The 18,065-nt window shown below is 66.3% G+C and carries 13 protein-coding genes; 8 read left to right on the top strand and 5 right to left on the bottom strand.

Features of this window, described 5'->3' with window-relative positions; translation table 11 throughout:
* The first annotated feature begins 106 nt into the window (after window positions 1-106).
* The gene (locus tag ABTV68_RS18500) at window positions 107-3,388 is read left to right on the top strand and encodes an efflux RND transporter permease subunit (protein WP_433675141.1); all 3,282 of its coding nucleotides are present in this window, start codon (window positions 107-109) and stop codon (window positions 3,386-3,388) included.
* Between the two features lie 71 nt (window positions 3,389-3,459).
* On the opposite strand, the gene ABTV68_RS18495 is transcribed toward ABTV68_RS18500, so the two are convergent.
* The gene (locus tag ABTV68_RS18495; RefSeq protein ID WP_433675140.1) at window positions 3,460-4,380 is read right to left on the bottom strand and encodes an aldose 1-epimerase family protein; all 921 of its coding nucleotides are present in this window, start codon (window positions 4,378-4,380) and stop codon (window positions 3,460-3,462) included.
* 313 nt (window positions 4,381-4,693) lie between these two features.
* Between ABTV68_RS18495 and ABTV68_RS18490 the strand changes: the two genes are divergently transcribed.
* Both ABTV68_RS18490 and ABTV68_RS18485 read left to right on the top strand, forming a co-directional pair.
* Complete coding sequence (locus tag ABTV68_RS18490) at window positions 4,694-7,114, top strand: DEAD/DEAH box helicase (RefSeq protein WP_433675139.1); 2,421 nt, start codon at window positions 4,694-4,696, stop codon at window positions 7,112-7,114.
* A 192-nt stretch (window positions 7,115-7,306) separates the two neighbouring features.
* Window positions 7,307-7,855 carry a YceI family protein gene (locus ABTV68_RS18485; protein ID WP_433675138.1) on the top strand — a complete coding sequence of 183 codons (549 nt, stop codon included), beginning with the start codon at window positions 7,307-7,309 and terminating at the stop codon, window positions 7,853-7,855.
* 102 nt (window positions 7,856-7,957) lie between these two features.
* Here ABTV68_RS18485 and ABTV68_RS18480 read toward each other — a convergent pair whose 3' ends face one another.
* Both ABTV68_RS18480 and ABTV68_RS18475 read right to left on the bottom strand, forming a co-directional pair.
* On the bottom strand, window positions 7,958-9,004 hold the full coding sequence (locus ABTV68_RS18480; RefSeq protein WP_433675137.1) for an Rv2578c family radical SAM protein: 1,047 nt from the start codon (window positions 9,002-9,004) through the stop codon (window positions 7,958-7,960).
* A gap of 59 nt (window positions 9,005-9,063) precedes the next feature.
* Window positions 9,064-9,981 (bottom strand): NADP-dependent oxidoreductase, encoded by a 918-nt coding sequence (locus tag ABTV68_RS18475; RefSeq protein ID WP_433675136.1) that lies wholly within the window; start codon window positions 9,979-9,981, stop codon window positions 9,064-9,066.
* Window positions 9,982-10,057: 76 nt separating this feature from the next.
* Here ABTV68_RS18475 and ABTV68_RS18470 point away from each other — a divergent pair, with 76 nt between their 5' ends.
* From ABTV68_RS18470 to ABTV68_RS18450, 5 genes are all read left to right on the top strand, one after another.
* Window positions 10,058-10,900: a D-alanyl-D-alanine carboxypeptidase family protein gene (locus ABTV68_RS18470; protein ID WP_433675135.1), complete on the top strand. Its 843-nt coding sequence runs from the start codon at window positions 10,058-10,060 to the stop codon at window positions 10,898-10,900.
* A gap of 89 nt (window positions 10,901-10,989) precedes the next feature.
* A complete protein-coding gene (locus ABTV68_RS18465; protein WP_433675134.1) occupies window positions 10,990-11,973 on the top strand; it encodes a M15 family metallopeptidase in 984 nt (327 codons plus the stop codon).
* A gap of 175 nt (window positions 11,974-12,148) precedes the next feature.
* Entirely contained in the window at window positions 12,149-13,309 is a 1,161-nt protein-coding gene (locus tag ABTV68_RS18460; protein WP_433675133.1) for an acyl-CoA dehydrogenase family protein, read from the top strand.
* A 145-nt stretch (window positions 13,310-13,454) separates the two neighbouring features.
* Window positions 13,455-14,552: a M4 family metallopeptidase gene (locus ABTV68_RS18455; RefSeq protein ID WP_433675132.1), complete on the top strand. Its 1,098-nt coding sequence runs from the start codon at window positions 13,455-13,457 to the stop codon at window positions 14,550-14,552.
* A complete protein-coding gene (locus tag ABTV68_RS18450; protein WP_433675131.1) occupies window positions 14,533-14,871 on the top strand; it encodes a protealysin inhibitor emfourin in 339 nt (112 codons plus the stop codon). Before ABTV68_RS18455 ends, ABTV68_RS18450 begins: the two co-directional genes overlap by 20 nt.
* A gap of 55 nt (window positions 14,872-14,926) precedes the next feature.
* Here ABTV68_RS18450 and ABTV68_RS18445 read toward each other — a convergent pair whose 3' ends face one another.
* On the bottom strand, window positions 14,927-15,694 hold the full coding sequence (locus ABTV68_RS18445; RefSeq protein WP_433675130.1) for a hypothetical protein: 768 nt from the start codon (window positions 15,692-15,694) through the stop codon (window positions 14,927-14,929).
* A gap of 125 nt (window positions 15,695-15,819) precedes the next feature.
* On the bottom strand, window positions 15,820-18,033 hold the full coding sequence (locus tag ABTV68_RS18440) for a choice-of-anchor A family protein (protein ID WP_433675129.1): 2,214 nt from the start codon (window positions 18,031-18,033) through the stop codon (window positions 15,820-15,822).
* Window positions 18,034-18,065 lie beyond the last annotated feature (32 nt).

Here is an 18,065-nt window from a genome sequence, read left to right as displayed (position 1 = left end):
ACTGGGAATCGTGCACGATCCCCATGGGATACTGACACCGCGCGCTCGCGCGACCCGATAATCGCCCCCGCCGTGCTGACGGCGTGGGCCCTCTCAGGGAGAGTCCGTGTCGAAACTCGCCGTCCTCAGCCTGTACAACCGCGCGCTCATCGCCCTGATCACGATCGTGGCGGCGGTCTTCGGCGGGCTCGCACTGGTCAATCTGAAGCAGGAACTGTTCCCGTCGGTACAGCTGCCCGCGCTGCTGGTGGCCAGCACCTACCCCGGCGCATCCCCGGACGTGGTGAGTGCCGACGTCTCCACCCCGATCGAGACCGCCGTGCAATCGGTGCCCGGGCTGGAGTCCAGCACGGCGACGAGCACCACAAACGCGTCGATGGTCCAGCTGTCGTTCACCTACGGCACCGACCTGGGCACCGCCGAACAGAAGGTGCAGCAGGCGGTCAACCGCATCTCATCGCAGCTGCCCACCGGCGTGCAGCCGCAGGTGCTGTCCATCTCCTTCGATGATCTTCCGGTCATTCAGCTTGCGGTCGGCACCGACGGTCAGGACGCCGCCAAGCTGCAGGATCAGCTCAGCGCCATCGCCGTGCCGAAGCTTGAGCAGCTGGATGGCGTGGCCTCGGCCTCCATCGTGGGTGGATCCGGCCAGCGCGTCACGATCACTCCGGACCCGGCGCTGTTGGCCCAGGCGGGCTACTCGCAGCAGGCGATCACGGATGCCCTCAAGCAGAACGGCACGTTGTTCCCCGGCGGTGACATCACCGAGAACGGTCAGACCCTCACGGTGCAGTCGGGTGCGAAGCTGACCTCTGTCGAGGACATCGCCGCCCTGCCGCTGGTTCCCACCTCGGCGGAGCAGATCGCCGCGGGCACCAAGACCATCGCCGATGTCGCCACGGTCGTGGAAGCCACGGACCCCGTCACCTCGCTGTCGCGCGTTGACGGTCAGAGCGCACTGACCATCGCCATCAGCAAGCTGCCGTCGGCCAACACCGTCGACGTCTCGAAGGCCGTGAACGGCGCGCTGGCGGATCTGGAGCAGCAGCTCGGCGGCGCGAAGTTCACCGTCATTTTCGATCAGGCGCCCTACATCACGCAGTCGATCGAGTCGCTGGCGCAGGAGGGCCTGCTGGGCCTGGTGTTCGCGGTGCTCATCATCCTGCTGTTCCTGTTCTCGGTGCGCTCGACGCTGGTCACCGCGATCTCCATCCCCACCAGCGTGCTCGTCACCTTCATCGGGATCCAGGCGTTCGGCTACTCGCTGAACATCCTGACCCTCGGTGCTCTGACGATGGCGATCGGTCGCGTGGTGGACGACTCGATCGTGGTGATCGAGAACATCAAGCGGCACTTCGTGGGCGACGCGGACCGCACGAAATCGATCCTGCTGGCGGTGCGCGAGGTCGCGGGCGCGATCACCGCGTCCACGATCACCACCGTCGCCGTCTTCCTGCCGGTGGCGTTCGTCGGCGACATGATCGGCGAGATCTTCCGCCCGTTCGCCATGACCATCACCATCGCGATGCTGTCCTCGCTGTTCGTGGCGCTGACCATCGTTCCCGTGCTGGCGTACTGGTTCATGAAGCCCGGTAAGCCCGTGCTGGACGAGCACGGCGCTCCCATCGATCCGGAGGATCCCGCGGCGCCGCCGTCGCGCCTGCAGAAGGCATACCTGCCGATCCTGAGCTGGACGCTGAAGCACTCCGGGGTGACCCTGCTCATCGCGGTGCTGGTCATGGGCGGCACGTTCGCCCTCGCGCCGCTGATGAAGCTCACCACGTTCGGCGACTCCGGCCAGAACACCTTCACGATGTCGCAGAAGGTCGGCACGGCGGCCAGCCTCGACGTGCAGCAGGCCGCGGCCGAGAAGGTGGAGCAGGCCGTCATCGACGTCGCCGGTGTGAAGACGGTGCAGGTGTCGATCGGCTCCTCCGGCTCGGCCCTGCGCGACGCGTTCTCCGGCGGGTCGGGCGGTGTGACCTACTCGATCACGACTGATTCCGACGCCGACCAGGAGAAGGTCCGAGCTGACGTGCAGAAGGCCGTCGACGGCCTGAGCGACGTCGGCGAGATCAGCATGACGGCATCGCAGGGCATCGGCTCCTCCGACATCACGGTGGAGATCACCGCGCCCGACGCCGGCACGCTGCAGGAGGCGTCCGACGCGGTCGTGGCGAAGCTGCAGGGCGTGGACGGCGTGGGCCAGGTCACGAGTGATCTCGCTGCCTCGATGCCGTACATCGCCGTGACCGTCGACCGCGACAAGGCGGCGGCCGCGGGACTCAGCGAGGCGGCCGTCGGCGGTATCGTCTCGAGTCTGATGCGCCCGCAGCAGGCCGGCAGCGTCGAGATCGACGGCAGCACGGTCACCGTGTACGTCGCAGCGAGCAACCCGCCGGTCACCATCGAGGAACTGCGCAACACGCTGGTTCCCACCGTGATGGGTCCCGTGGCGCTGTCGACGCTGGCGGCGGTGGATCAGGCCGACGGTCCGGCGTCCATCACCACCGCCCGCGGCGAGCGCACCGCGACGGTCAGTGTCACACCGTCCGGCGATGACCTCAACGCCGCCGGTGGTGCCGTGGCGAAGGCCCTCGAAGACGTGTCGCTGCCCGACGGCGCGGCGTACTCGATCGGCGGTGCCACGGAGCAGTTGACCACCACGTTCTCCCAGCTGGGGCTCGCGATGCTGGCGGCCATCCTCATCGTCTACATCGTGATGGTCGCGACCTTCAAGTCACTGCGCCAGCCGCTGCTGCTGCTGATCTCGGTGCCGTTCTCGGCGACCGGTGCCGTGCTGCTTCAGCTGGCCACGGGCGTGCCGCTCGGTGCGGCGTCGCTGATCGGTGTGCTGATGCTCATCGGTATCGTGGTGACGAACGCCATCGTGCTCGTGGACCTGGTGAACCAGTACCGCACGCGCGGACTGAGCACCCATGACGCGACCCTGACCGGTTCGTCGATGCGTCTGCGCCCGATCCTGATGACGGCCCTGGCGACGATCTTCGCGCTCACGCCGATGGCGCTCGGCATCACGGGTCACGGCGGATTCATCTCGCAGCCGCTCGCGATTGTGGTGATCGGTGGCCTGGTGTCCTCCACCGTGCTGACGCTGCTGGTGCTGCCGACGCTGTACAACCTCGTCGAAGGTGCGAAGGAACGTCGCCGTGCGAAGCGGGAGGGCGTTGCCGTCGATGTCGAGCCGAGTGGCCCGATGCGCACCGGCGCGGTGACCACCACGGTCGATTCCGCGATAGAGACCGCTGAGGAGGCGGGCCACACGGTTCCGGCCTCGGAGGCCGCCAACCTGCGTCTGACCGGTCAGGAACCCGCCGATGAGGACCACCCGCTGACGCGTCGTGAACGCCGAGCTCGCGGCGAGTAGCCCGTAAGAGATGGAAAACGCCGCCCCGAGTCACCTCGGAGCGGCGTTTTCCAACTCTGTCTCGATCCAGATCAGGCTGCGGGCTCGTAGGAGATGCCCCAGGAGCCCGTGAACGTCTCGCCCGGGGCAAGCCAGATGAGGCCTTCGCCGGAGTTGAAGGCGTCGGCGGGGGCGGTCATCGGCTCGCAGGCCAGCGCGACGTCTTGACCCGGGTAGTCCCGACCGGTGTAGAACTGCACGTATCCGAAATGCTCGTCCTGCCACAGCACGGTGGAGTTGCCGACCGCGTCGGTGATGCGGTGGCGTGAACGACCGTCCTCATCGAAGGCGAGCGACGCGTAGGCGGTGTCCAGGTGCAGGTCTGCGAGGATGCGTCCGCCGCGAAGATCCAGCTCCGGCGTGACCGGCGCCGTCTCGACCGGCAGCAGACGCTCGTCGACGACGATGTGCTCGGCCCCGGTGGAGGTCACGGTCAGCTGGGTGGCGGGCGCGTTGCCCACGGTGATGAACGGGTGGGTTCCGATCGCGATCGGTGCGCTCTCGGTGCCGGAATTGCGGATGACGTGAGTGACCGTGACGCCCTCGGCCGTGAGGGCGTAGGTGACAGCCGTCTCGAGGAGGAAGGGGTAGCCGATCTGCGGGACCACGTTGGCGCGCAGGGTGACAGAGGAATCCGACTCACTCACGACATAAGCCGTGTAGCGGAGCAGGCCGTGGATCGCGTTGTTCAGCTTCGGCTCGGTGATCGCGAGCTGGTGCGCCTCACCCTCGTGCGTCCACTTTCCATCGCGGATGCGGTTCGGCCACGGCACCAGCACGGTTCCCGAGCAGCTCGGCGCGGGCGTTCCCTCGGGGAAGCGTGCAACGAGATCGACGCCGTCGACGGTGACTCCGCGCAGCACGGCACCCACCTGTCCGATGTCCGCCGTGACGACACGGCCGTCACGCTCGATGCTGAGGTGGATCTGGGTACCGGTGGGGTCAAGGCTCACCCGCCCCATGTTAGGGGAGCGTCGCGCGGGGCAACGGCGGATGACACGATTCATTTCGCTTTCGGCGCGCGTAAAGGTCGCGGTGGTTGCGGCGGGCCGAGAGCTGTCGAAAGTTCGGGACCCCTTCGGATCGTGCCGCGCGAGAGGATGGGGGCCACAGGTGTCGTTCAGGACGTGCATGTACCCTGGAACGTCGGCTTCGAGCACCGTGCCCCGTCTGCACGGATCTGTGTGAGCTTCGGTGGCCGATGGTGAGCGTCTTATGGTGACGCCCCACTCCGCTGGCGATACTTACGAAACAGGTCAATCACGCATGCCCAAGAACACCCGACAGGGCGGACGCGCCCCCAAGAACTTCGACCCGCGTTACGGCGATCGCGCCAAGGCGTCCAAGGGTGCCAAGACGATCGGTCGAGGTCACCGCGGCTACTCCGATCCCGCTGAGGCCACCGGCAAGCGTCGCTGGAGCTCCGCCGAGAAGGCAGGCCGCGACGAGGCCGCCCGGATCAGCACGGGGCGCGATGACCGTACGCCCCGCGGTGACCTCCGCGACGGGTACTCCGGCAGCGACCGTGCTCGCCGCGACGACGACTTCCGCGGCAACCGTGGCGGCGACAACCGCTCGGGTGACCGTTTCTCGCGTGATGACCGTGGTGCTCGTTCGGGTGACCGTTTCTCGCGTGACGATCGGAGTGCTCGTTCGGGTGACCGTTTCGCTCGTGACGACCGGAGTGCTCGTGCCGGTGATCGTTTCTCTCGTGACGACCGTGGTGCTCGTTCGGGTGACCGTTTCTCTCGTGACGACCGTGGTGTTCGTGCCGGTGACCGCTTTTCGCGTGACGACCGGAGTGCTCGTGCCGGTGATCGTTTCTCTCGTGACGACCGTGGTGCTCGTTCGGGTGACCGTTTCTCGCGTGATGACCGTGGTGCTCGTGCCGGTGACCGCTTTTCGCGCGATGAGCGTCCGGCTCGCTCGAGTGACCGTTTCTCTCATGATGAGCGCCCGGCTCGTTCGGGTGACCGCTTCTCGCGCACCGAGCGCCCGACGCGTTCGTTCGAGGACCGGGGTACTCGTCCGTCCCGTGATGAGCGCCCGGCGCGGTCCTTCGAGGATCGTGGTTCACGCTTCTCTCGTGACGAGCGTCCGTCCCGTGATGACCGTGGTGCCCGCTTCAACCGCGACGACCGCGCTCCTCGCTCGGAGGACCGCTTCTCGCGCACCGAGCGCCCGGCGCGGTCCTTCGAGGATCGCGGCTCCCGCTTCAACCGCGATGAGCGTCCGCAGCGTGACGATCGCGCTCCGCGCTTCTCGCGGGACGAGCGCTCCGGCGACCGCTTCTCGCGCGATGAGCGTCCGCAGCGTGACGGGCGGCCCGCGCGGTCGTTCGATGACCGTCCGCGTCGTTCCTTCGACGAGCGTCCGCAGCGCACCTCCAACAACCGCTCGGATTGGAACGCCGACGCGAAGAAGGCCCCGTTCCAGGACAGCGAGGACGTCGTCCGCGAGCGTCTGAACGCGGAGACCGTGACGGCAGATGATGTGGCTGACGTCACCTTCGACAGCCTGGGTCTCGGCCAGAACATCGTGCGCGTGCTCGGCGAACTGGGCGCGGAGCGTCCGTTCCCGATTCAGGCGGCCACGATTCCCGTGATCATTGAGGGACGCGACACTCTGGGTCGTGGTCGAACGGGCTCGGGCAAGACCATCGCATTCGGTGCCCCGCTCGTCGAGTCGGTGTTGCGGGCGAAGGCCGGCGTGAAGCGCGAGTTCGGTCGTGCGCCGTCGGCGCTCATCCTCGCTCCCACGCGCGAACTTGCGCTGCAGATCGACCGCACCATCCAGCCGATCGCGCGCTCGGTGGGCCTGTTCACCACGCAGATCTACGGCGGTGTTCCGCAGGCGCGCCAGGTGGGTGCGCTGAAGAAGGGTGTCGACATCATCATCGGCACGCCTGGTCGTATTGAGGACCTGGTGAACCAGGGCAAGCTGGATCTCTCCCAGGTGCAGGTGGCGGTTCTCGATGAGGCTGACCACATGTGCGAGCTGGGCTTCCTCGAGCCGGTGCAGCGCATCCTGCGCCAGGTGGCTGACGGTGCCCAGAAGCTCATGTTCTCTGCCACCCTCGACACTGAGGTGGAGGCTCTCGTCAATGAGTTCCTCGTGAACCCCGCCGTGTACGAAGTCGCCGGTGAGGATCAGAACTCTGGAACGATCGAGCACCGCGTGCTGGTGATCGAGCACCGCGACAAGGCCGACATCCTGACGGAGCTGGTTGACCGCGAGGGCAAGACGATCGTGTTCACGCGTACGCGCGCCTACGCGGAGATGCTCGCCGAGCAGTTCGAGGATGCGGGAATCTCGGCGGTGGCGTTGCACGGTGACCTCAACCAGGCCAAGCGCACTCGCAATCTGCAGAAGATGTCCTCGGGTCGGGCGAACGTCCTGGTGGCCACTGACGTGGCCGCGCGCGGAATCCACGTGGACGACATCGATCTGGTGGTTCAGGCGGATGCGCCCGACGAGTACAAGACCTATCTGCACCGCTCCGGTCGTACCGGTCGAGCCGGCAACGCCGGTCGTGTCGTGACGCTGATCACGCGCGCGCGCAAGCGTCGTATCACCGAACTGCTGGAGCGCGCCGAGATCGCGGCTCCGTTTGAGGAGGCTCGTCCGGGTGACGACATCCTCGACGAGCTCACCGGTGGGATGACGCTGGAGCAGCTCACGGCGTAACCCGTGCTCGACATACGTCACAGGGCCACCCCGCACCGGGGTGGCCCTGTGACGTATAGGGGTGAATCCGATGAACCGTCGGAGAGAATCAGGAAAATTGCATGCGAGGGAATAGATGTTCGCGTAGCCTCGTTCACACCCAGTGACGCGCTGCTCGCGCGCACACGAACTTCCACCTGAGGGGTACCTGATATGACACTTCCTGCGTTCGACACCATCGCCGGCACCTGGACCATCGACGCCGCGCACTCCGCCGTGAGCTTCGCCGCCACACACGCGATGGTCACCAAGGTCCGGGGCCGTTTCGACGACTTCTCGGGCACCATCAACGTGACCGGCGAGAACGAGGCGCAGGTGGACGTGGTCATCCAGACCGCCAGCATCGACACCCGCCAGGACTACCGCGACAACCACCTGCGTTCGGCGGACTTCTTCGACGCCGAGCAGTTCCCCACGATGGAGTTCCACTCCACCGGGATCTCCGTCAAGGATGACGAGGAGTTCACCCTGCACGGTGACCTCACCATCAAGGGCGTGACCAAGCCTGTCTCCATTGACGTTGAGGTGGGCGGCGTTCACACCGACCAGAACGGTGCACTGCGCGCCGGCTTCGAGGGCGACCTCGCCATCAGCCGCAAGGAGTGGGGCCTCACGTGGAACGTTGCTCTGGAGTCGGGTGGCTGGCTGGTCTCTGACAAGATCAAGATCAACCTCGACATCTCCGTCGTCAAGGACGCCTGAGCTGCCAGTCAACTCCTGACGCGTCGCGGAGACGCGTCGCATGATGCGCCATCCCGCACGGGGTGGCGCATCGTCGTCTCTGGCGGTGAGTGACATGGCAGCTCAGAACAGCATCGCCGGCTGCGTTGGGCGCTGCACCAGTCGCACCGGAGTGAGCGAAGAGCGTCGAGGCGCCTCAGGAGCGTCCTCGTCTGCGCGTGCTCGCAGGCCGTGCGCTGCGATCAGTGGACGAATCCGCTTCGCCAGCCATTGTCGGTATCCCTTCGGCGCATAGGTCGCGACGCCGGGGAACAGCCCGCGATAGGAAGACACGAGTTCTGGATGCTCACGCTCCAGCCACTCGAAGAACCAGGGCTTCACGCCGGCGCGCAGGTGTAGCGCTCCCCACACCACCTCGCTCGCCCCGGCAGCGCGAATACGTGACAGCGCGTCGTCCAGCAGCTCCATCGAGTCCGTGAGGTGCGGGAGGATCGGCATGAGGAAAACCCGCACGCGAAAGCCCGCATCCGCCGCAGCTCGCACCGTGGCCAGTCGCGCGGCTGTCGTGGGAGTTCCCGGCTCGATGGACTGCTGCAGGGCGTCGTCGAAGACGGCGATCGACATGGCGATGTCGATGTCGACCTGCTCGGCCGCCGCACTGAGCAGGGGAAGGTCCCGTCTTAGCAGTGTGCCCTTGGTGAGGATCGCGAACGGCGTTCCGCTCGTGGTCAGCGCATCGATGATCCCGGGCATGAGCGCATATCGGCCCTCGGCACGCTGATACGGGTCGGTGTTTGTGCCAAGGTTCACCTGCCCGCGTTGCCACGATCCACGGGAGAGTTCGCGCTGGAGGACCTCTGCCACGTTGACCTTGACCACCACCTGGGTGTCGAAGTCTCGACCGCCGTCCAGGTCGAGATACGTGTGAGTGCCTCGAGCGAAACAGTAGACGCAGGCATGGGAACAGCCGCGATAGGGGTTCACGGTCCACTCGAAGAGCATGCGCGACTGCACGGGAACCCGATTGAGCGCGGATTTGCAGAGCACTTCGTGAAAGGTGATGCCGGCGAACTCGGGAGTGGTGACTGACCGCACCAAGCCGTCCACGGTCTCCATGCCGGGGAGTGCGGCCGTGTCCGCGACTCCGAGTTCCTGTCCTTGCCAACGCATAGGGCAATAGAACAGAAATCCGAGGGAGTTGTCAAGCTATATTCGAAGATGTGTACGAACTAACGCTGAGGATTGATGACGATCTTGCCGCTGTGTCCCGAAGCAACGGCTTCAAAGGCCACGGGCGATTCTGCCAGCGCGTACGTGGCGGCGACCTCGAATTCGATCGCACCCGTGGCAACCAGCTCGGCCACCAGGCTGACCTGGTCGATGGTCCGCTGTCCGGTGTCGGCGGACACCACCCCGAACTCACTCGCCGTCTCGTCGCCCGCAAGGGTCACGATGCGACGGGGGTCGGTGCCGGCTTCGAGGGCAGTGTGAATCACATCGCCGGTGGCGGCGCCCAGGACGGCGGTCAGTGTGGCGCCATCGAGAGACGCGGTGAGCGCGGAGGCCAGTTCGTCTCCGTAGGGAATCGGGGTGATCCCCGCGGCGGCAAGCCTGTCATGCGATCCGGAGCCGGTCGTGCCGATGACGCGAGCGCCCGCGCGCAGCGCAAGCTGGGCGATGATCCAGCCGACGGACCCACTTGCCCCCGGCACGAGCACAACGTCGGCGGCCGAAACGGGAACCGCACGCAGGCACGCCGTGGCGGCGATCGAGGGCGTGACGAGAGCGGCAGCCGTATCCAGCGACAGACCAGGGGGCACGAGCGCCACGCTGCTGGTTCGCACGACGAGCTGCTCGCGCAGAGTGTTGAGGCCCCACCCCATCACCGCATCACCGACCCGGAAGCCACTCGCGTCGTCCCCGAGGGCCAGGATGACGCCAGCTACGTCACTGCCGATTCCACGCGGGAACGCGGTGTCTCGGGGCGCCGCTCCGGTGAGAACTTTCACATCGTAGGGGTTGATCCCCACGGCGTGGACCTCCAGCAGTGCGCGCTCCTCAGCAGGAGAGGGAGCCGGCGCCATCGAGATGTGAAGTTCGCCGGGATCCCCGGTTCGGTCATACATGACGGCGCGCTGCGTTCCCATTCTCTGATCCTCCCACTCCCATCCCGGAGAGTCTGATTCTGGGAATGTCTGTACCCCACGAGATGATGGAATTCTCATGCAGCACTCATCGTCCCGCCCGTCATCTTCCGTGCGCCGAGCGGCGCCGCGACGAGCCGCGATACTCCTGGCATTCGCGATCGGGGGCGGTGCCCTCATCGCAGCCGCTGTGGCCGCGGCCGCAGGCGGAGTCGACGCCGCAGCGGAGCCGGCGCCCGCGCGCTCCTGGCCCGCCAGTGTGTCCGCTCTTCCCGTGCCGCAGGTGCGATCGGCGGCGGCATCACGTCCGATCTGTGACCTGCCGACCATGCGAGAAGCAAGTGCCGCCGACGACGACGGCGGGATGGTCCTTGCCGCAGGCGGTGGCGCAGCTCTGCGTGCTGCCGTCGTGTCCGCGCGCGCGGATTGCATAGATCTCAGTGATCCGACGCGCATCTGGGTCGTCGTCGATGCGGCGCGCCCGGTTCCGTCGGATTGGACGCCGTCGGATCTCGTCGTGCCGGAGACCCCCTCGATCGCCGATGCGCGATTGCGTGCTGAAGCGGCCGAATCGATCGATCAGTTGCATCAGGTCTTGCTTGCGGCCGATGTCGGTGACATCGCGCTGGCATCCGGGTACACGGATCAGCCGAGTGCAGCGGATCCCGGCGCCGCAGAGCACCGCACGGGTCTCGCGGTAGATGTCGTTGCGTGCGGCAGCGCGAGCTGTGCCCCGGCAGCAGAGATCGCGACCACGAGTCAAGGTGCCTGGCTGATCCAGAATGCGTGGCAGTACGGCTGGATCGCAACCGCGTCGGGTCGGGACGCGCATCTGCGGTATGTGGGAATCGAGATCGCCCGAGCCCTCCATGACGGCGGCTACAGTTCCCTGCAGCAGTTCTTCGCGCTGCCCGTCCGTTGACTCCTCCCCAGGACGGATGAGGATCTTCTCAGCGATCCTGCGGTGTGGGAACGGTCACTTTGGACACGGACTGTGCACATACTGGAGTGATGCAGATGCTCTCGCCGATCGCGCGCCATCGCGCGCGGGAAGCGCGACGACGTTCGGTCCTGCTGACCGCAGGGGTCGTCGCGCTGGCTGTCGTCTGCGTGGGTATCGGCATCACTGGTCAGGCTGCTCTATCGCAACCGAACGCGCAGGCCTTCGACGAGTCGGGCTCCGTAAGCGGCGATACGCCGATCGGCGCCGATCTCACCTCGGGCGTCCTGCCACGGCCTCAGGGGGTCGCCGCACTCCCCGTGCCGGAATTCGCCGTCGCCAACCCGGCGGGACCCGCCGGTGTCTGCGATCGCCCCGGCGTCGCGGACGCGCTCGCATCCGGAGCTGACGAGGCGGCGATCGTCGCAGCCGGAGGTGGGAGCGCGGTGCGTGCGGCCATCGTCGCCGGCACCGCATCATGCTTCTCCCTCGATGACCCTGCCCGCTCGTGGGTTGTGGTGGACAAGCTCCGCGCGATCCAGCCTCTCGAATGGGAACCGAACGACCTCGTGTCCATCTCTGGTGGACAGCTAATGCGTCAGACCTCCGCGGACGCGTTCGCCGCGATGGTGAGCGATGCCTCGGCGGCCGGCATGTCGGACATCATCGCGAACAGCGGATATCGGTCTTACTCCTATCAGGTGGGCAACCACGACCGCCAGCTCGCGGCCGAGGGCGAATCCGCGGAGAGAACCAGCGCGCGCGCCGGATTCAGCGAGCACCAGCTCGGCACCACCGTCGATGTGCAGCTTCCCGGCGGCTCCATCGAGTCGTTCGGCGGCACGCAGACGTCCGTGTGGGTGAGCGAGAACGCGTGGCGCTACGGGTTCATCGTGCGGTACGAGGAGGGCGCCTACGACATCGTGGGCTATGAAGCCGAGCCCTGGCATCTGCGTTACATCGGCCCGCAACTGGCGGCGGCGTATCACGATGGCGGTTTTCACACGCTGGAGGAGTTCTTCGGTCTCCCAGCGGCTCCCGACTACGCGTCCTGAGGAGCGCGCGCATCCCGTCGAGGGGTGTCTGGAGGCTTCCCACAACAGTGGAACCGAGTTCCCTGAAAACTGGAACGGAATCCCACCAAACCCTGTTTTCGGCGCGGAAACTCGCCTAGACTCGCCAATCGGGTGATCGCTGTAGATCGCACCGAGAAGTCAGAAAGGGAGCCCGATGGACCGCAACATCTATGACGAGGATCACGAGTCGTTCCGCGACGTCGTCAAGGAGTTCATCAAGCGCTACGGCACCAACGAGGCGCGTGAGAAGTGGGACGCTGACGGTCAGGTCGACCGCGCGACCATGCGTGCCGCGGGAGAAGCGGGAATCATCGGACTGTCGGTGCCGGACGAGTTCGGCGGTGCCGGGATGCTGTTCGACTACCGCTTCCGCGCGATCGTCAACGAGGAGACGATCAAGGCCGGGCTCGGTTCGCTGGCGGGCGCATTCGGCATCCAGGACGACCTCGCCGTTCCGTACCTCGCGCACTTCGGCACCCCGGAGCAGCAGCAGAAGTGGCTGCCGGGAATGGCTACCGGTGAGATCATCGGCGCCCTCGCGATGACCGAGCCGGGTGCCGGATCGGATCTTCGCGGTATCAAGACCACGGCGAAGAAGGTCGACGGCGGCTACATCGTCAACGGCGCGAAGACGTTCATCTCCTCCGGTGCGACCGCCGACGTGGTCGTCACGTTCGTCAAGACCGGCGAGGGCAACCGTCCCGACGCCTTCAGCCTGATTCTCATCGAGAACGGCATGGAGGGCTTCGAGCACGGCAAGAAGCTGCACAAGATGGGCTTCCAGGGTCACGACACCGCAGAGCTCAGCTTCACCGACGTATTCGTTCCGGACGCCAACCTCATCGGTGGCGCAGAGGGACATGGCTTCGTGCAACTCATGCGCAACCTCCCGCTTGAGCGTCTGTCGATCGGCGTCGCTGCGGCTGCGGCCGCCGAAGCGGGTTTGCTCTGGACCCTCGACTACACGAAGAGCCGCGAGGCGTTCGGCCAGCCGGTCATCGCCTTCCAGAACACGTACTTCCGCCTGGCCGACATGGCCACCACGGTCGATGCGCTGTGGGCGTATGTCGACCGCGCGATCCTGCTGTACGGCGAGCAGAAGCTCACGGCGGAGGAAGCCGCAAAGGTCAAGTTCTACGCGACCGAGCGCGAGTGGGAGGTGCTCGACCAGGGCGTCCAGCTGCACGGCGGCTACGGCTACATCATGGAGTACCCGATCGCGCGCGCGTTCGTCGACGCTCGCGTCCACCGCATCTACGGCGGCACCAACGAGATCATGCGAGAGATCGTCGGACGCCAGCTCATCAAGGGCTGACACCGGGTCTGCTGAGGCGCGGGCGGGTTCCATTGGAACCTGCCCGCGTCTTTTCATCGCGGTGGCGTTCCATCTGTGCACAACCCTCCTGCCGCTGTCAGAGGCCCGGCGTAGTGTCGGGTCACCACAGCGAGCGGAGGACGACATGATGAACGCAGCCGAAGACGAACGTGAGAAGAGCGCTGGTCGCCTCCGAGGGATCGTGCCCGCATATCTACTTGACCGACTCGCGCAGTCCGACCGCTACCCGCAGGCGGCGCAAGCAGCGCGCCAGACGCTCATCGGCCGACCGCCCGCGGAGCGGCGCGCGCAGCTGGAGCTGTCGATCGACGAAAACGGAACCCTGGTGGCATCGGTCGAAGCAGCGCCGGATCGCATGATTCGAGATGCGCAGGGTGCCGAGACGCTGCCCGGAGTGCTGGTGCGCGCCGAGGGCGATGCGGCCGTCGCCGATGTCGCCGTCAACCAAGCCTATGACGGCCTCGGCAGCACGTTCCAGATGCTCCTCGATGCCTTTGAGCGCAACTCGATCGATGGGCTCGGCTCTCGCCTCGACGCCACTGTCCACTATGGGGCCGACTATGACAACGCGTTCTGGGACGGGGAGCGCATGGTCTTCGGTGACGGTGACGGGCAGGTGTTCCAGGGCTTCACCGCATCCCTCAGTGTCATCGGGCACGAACTGGGTCACGGCGTGATCCAGCACGTGGGAGAACTCGAGTACCAGGGTGAGTCGGGTGCGCTGAACGAGTCGATTGCTGACGTGTTCGGAGCGCTGACCGAGCAGCACTCGCTCGGTCAGTCGGCCGATGAAGCAACCTGGCTGATCGGTGCCGGGATCTTCACGCCCTCGGTGGACGGCGTTGCGCTGCGGTCGATGCTGCACCCGGGGACGGCGTACGACGATCCGGAGCTGGGTGCCGACCCTCAACCGGCCGATATGAGCGGGTACGTCCGCACCTCGGAGGACAATGGCGGAGTGCACATCAATTCCGGCATCCCGAATCGAGCTTTCGCGCTGTTCGCGCTTGAGCTCGGTGGGAAGGCATGGGAGACGGCGGGCGGCGTCTGGTATCGCGCGCTGTCGAGTGGTCTGCGTACCAACGCCACCTTCGCCGAGTTCGCGGATGCCACGATCACGGAGGCCGGCAAGATTGACCGCGCCACGGTGCGGGCGCTCCGTGACGCGTGGACCGCGGTGGGCGTGATTGCGAGGTCGAACCATGAGCAGACGTCAGGGTAAAGACGACTCGGCGGACACCACAGCCGACCTGGTCATCACCGTGGTCCGCAGCGGTGGGCTCACCGGCGTTCCTCGCACGTGGACTGTCGCACCATCGCCAGAAGAAGAGACCCATTGGGCGTTGCTCATCGACCGATGCCCGTGGGATGACGACAAGAGCACGCAGTCGGGCGCCGATCGCTTTGTCTGGCGCATCCGCGTCCAGCTCCATGATGACCACCATGAGCAGGTCGTCGCCGACGCGCACCTCTCCGGGCCCTGGCGCGAACTCGTCGAGGCTGTACGCAGCGCGGACGGCTCCACGCGGCCGCCCTCCTGATCCTGAATCCGCGTGACGCGTGTGCTCACACCTACTTCAGCCGCAAGAGGGCAGATCAGAACGAGGTCAGCGCGAAGTTGAGGAGGAACTGGATCAGGTTGACGACTGCCCCGGCCACGGCGAGTGCACCAGCGCCGATCGCGATGCCTGATCGCACCTGATGCTGACCGGTCTTGGCAGCGCTGAGGCCCAGGATGAGAGCGATGACCCCCAACACCACCGTTGCCAGCACGCCGAGCCAGCTGATTCCCGTGGTCACTGCACCGTAGGCGTCGTAGCTCCCGTTCTGGATGAGGACGCGCAGCAAGACGGTCTGCAGGATGGACAGTGCCAAGCCCAGGACGACCGTGCTCGCGGCCAGAACTATTCCGACCGTTGCTTGCTTCTTCACACGGTCAGCTGGTGCCTGAGCGGAGCCCGACGGGGCCGCGGGGGCGTATTGCTGGGGTGCCGACCCGGACTGTTGCGGTGCCGAGGCGTACTGCTGGGGGGAGCCGTGCTGCTGGGGTGAGTTGTACTGCTGCGGTGAGTTGTACTGCTGCGGTGAGTTGTACTGCTGCGGTGAGTTGTACTGCTGCGGCGCGGCGTACTGCTGGGGCGCGGCGTACTGCTGGGGCGCGCCATACGGTTGCGGGGCGCCGCTGTACTGCGGGGCAGAGCCGGCGTGTTGTTGCGGTGCCGCGGTGCCGTACTGCGGCGGGGATGCCTGTGCACCGTACTGCTGCGGGGACGCCTGTGCACCGTACTGCTGAGGAGTCGGCTGCCCGGACGCGCCTGGATTTCCTTGGGAAGCGTGCTCGTCGGGCTGTGATGGTGTGGACATGATGCCTCCTCCGTGCTGACGAGATCGACCCTATCTCGCGGTTCACGCTCGGTACACCGGCAGAGCGAACGAGATGAGGGGGTGAGCACCGTGGTGCTCACCCCCTCATCTCGGGATGCTGCGACTTATCGCTGAGCGCGAAGGCGTCGTGTTGCGAGCAGAACTGCGCCGGCTGCGACCACGATTGATCCGCCAAGCGCCCACAGGCCCATGGCCGGCGAACCCGTCGTCGGAAGGCTGCCTTCCACAGTGGGGACAGCGGGGCTGACCGATGTCGTCGGGTCGACCGGGGTCGTGGGATCGACCGGGGTCGTGGGGTCCACCGGCGTCGTCGGGGTAACCGGCGTCGTCGGCGTCACCGGGGTGGTCGGCTCCACGGGGGTGGTCGGCTCGACCGGCTTCGTGCAGTCGATCGCCGCGAGTTCGATGGCCTTCGTCGCGGTCTTGCGGTCGTCGGAGATGACCCAACCGGTGATCGTCGTGGCGAAGACGTTGTCACCCGTGGCGGTTGCAGTGACGGTGACCGTGCTGCCGGCCTTCACTTCACCGGTCAGTGCGTAGGTGACGTCGACGGTGTGCTCCCGGAGAGTGACCGTGGGGTCAACGACGGTGCCGTCGGTGGTGCACTTGGCTGCTTCGACGGCGATGTCCGCGAGGGCATCGATCGGGGCCGCGCAGTCGACGTTCTCAAGTTCGATGGCCTTGGTCGCGGTCTTGCGGTCGTCGGAGATGACCCAGCCCGCGATGGTCGAAGCGAAGACCTTGTCACCCGTAGCGGTCGCCGTGACGGTGACGGTGTTGCCGGCCTTGACCTCACCGGTCAGCCCGTAAGTGACGTCCGCAGTGTTCTCCGGGAGAGTGACCGTCGGGTCGACGACCGTGCCGTCAACCGTGCACCTGGCTGCTTCGACCGCGATGTTCGCGAGGGTGTTGATCGGGGCCGCGCAGTCGACGTTCTCGAGTTCGATCGCCTTGGTCGCGGTCTTGCGGTCGTCGGAGATGACCCAGCCCGTGATCGTCGAAGCGAAGACCTTGTCGCCCGTAGCGGTCGCGGTGACCGTGACGGTGTTGCCGGCCTTCACTTCACCGGTGAGCGCGTAGGTCACGTCGGCGGTGTTCTCGGGGAGAGTGACCGTCGGGTCGACGACCGTGCCGTCAACCGTGCACTTGGCTGCTTCGACGGCGATGTTCGCGAGCGAATCAATCGTCGTCGGCGTTTCCGGAGTAGTGGGGTCGGTCGGCGGCTCGCATGTGAATTCCTCGTCGCCGAGGAACGGGAACGCGTGGAACTCGCTGCCCGTGCCCATGTCCTGAATCACGTTGCCCGCGGCCCACAGACGACCGTTGATGCCGTTCGCCTTGTTGGTGATTGTGGACGCCGGGTTCAGCACGAGCATCGAACCCGCCGGCTGACCACCCGCGATCGTGATGTCGGCGGAGTCGGGGAAGATCCACATGGTGTGCGATGCGCGTGCGCCGTACTCGGCTCCGGAGATGTCGAGCATCGTGTTTCCGTCGGGCCCGCCGAACTGGTTGTCAACGCCGAGCTTGATCGGGCCGGTGCCGGTGACGCGGATGATGACGATGTCGTCGACGGGGATGTTCTCGTACTTCACCGAGAAGTTGTTCTTGTTGACCTTGGAAGCGTCGACCTCGAAGACGTGGCGCTTGTGAGTGCCGTCGCCGCGGAGCGTGAGGTACCAGTCGTTGGTGAGACCGGTGACGTACTCGGTGTCTGCAGCATTGGTGATGCGGTCCGCGTAGGCCTGCAGTGCTGCCGGATTGGTCGCCGACCATGCGGCGTACGGATCACCGAGTGCGGCGTCCTTGCCCATGCCGGTCGTGATCGAACCACCGCTGGCGTCGAGGTTGCCCGCACCGCTGATGGAGCCGCCGATGGTGGCGTTCAGGGGCGCGCTGGCGCTTCCGTTTGCGGCCCAGGTGGCCATGGTCACGTTTGCCGCGAGCTGCAGGTCACCGCCGACGTGCAGGCCACTCGTTCCCGCAACGGGAGAGAGGCCGGATCCGACGCCCACAGCACCGAGGAGGTAGCCCGCATCGAACGTGGCGTCACCGGCGACGACCAGCTGGCCCTCCATCTCGACACCGGCTTTCATGTGGAAATCGCCACCGGCGAAGACGTTGACATTCCTGTCGACGGGCTTCGCTTCGACGATCCCTCCGGGGGCACCGAGGCCTCCGGACGGAACACACTCACCGGTCGATGCGGCGGTCGGGGTGATTCGGGGCGCGGCGGATGCCATGGTTGCGGGCACGATCGTGCCAGCCGCAGCCATGAGCAGTGCCGAGACGCCCGCAATTGCATTGCGGAAACGCACAGAAGCCTGCTTTCTGTGTGGGGACGGGGATA

The organism is Microbacterium gorillae (genome assembly GCF_050990725.1).
In the GTDB taxonomy this organism is placed as follows: domain Bacteria; phylum Actinomycetota; class Actinomycetes; order Actinomycetales; family Microbacteriaceae; genus Microbacterium; species Microbacterium gorillae_A.
The sequence above is the reverse complement of the archived record's forward strand: the minus strand, read 5'-3'. Positions and strand labels throughout refer to the sequence as shown.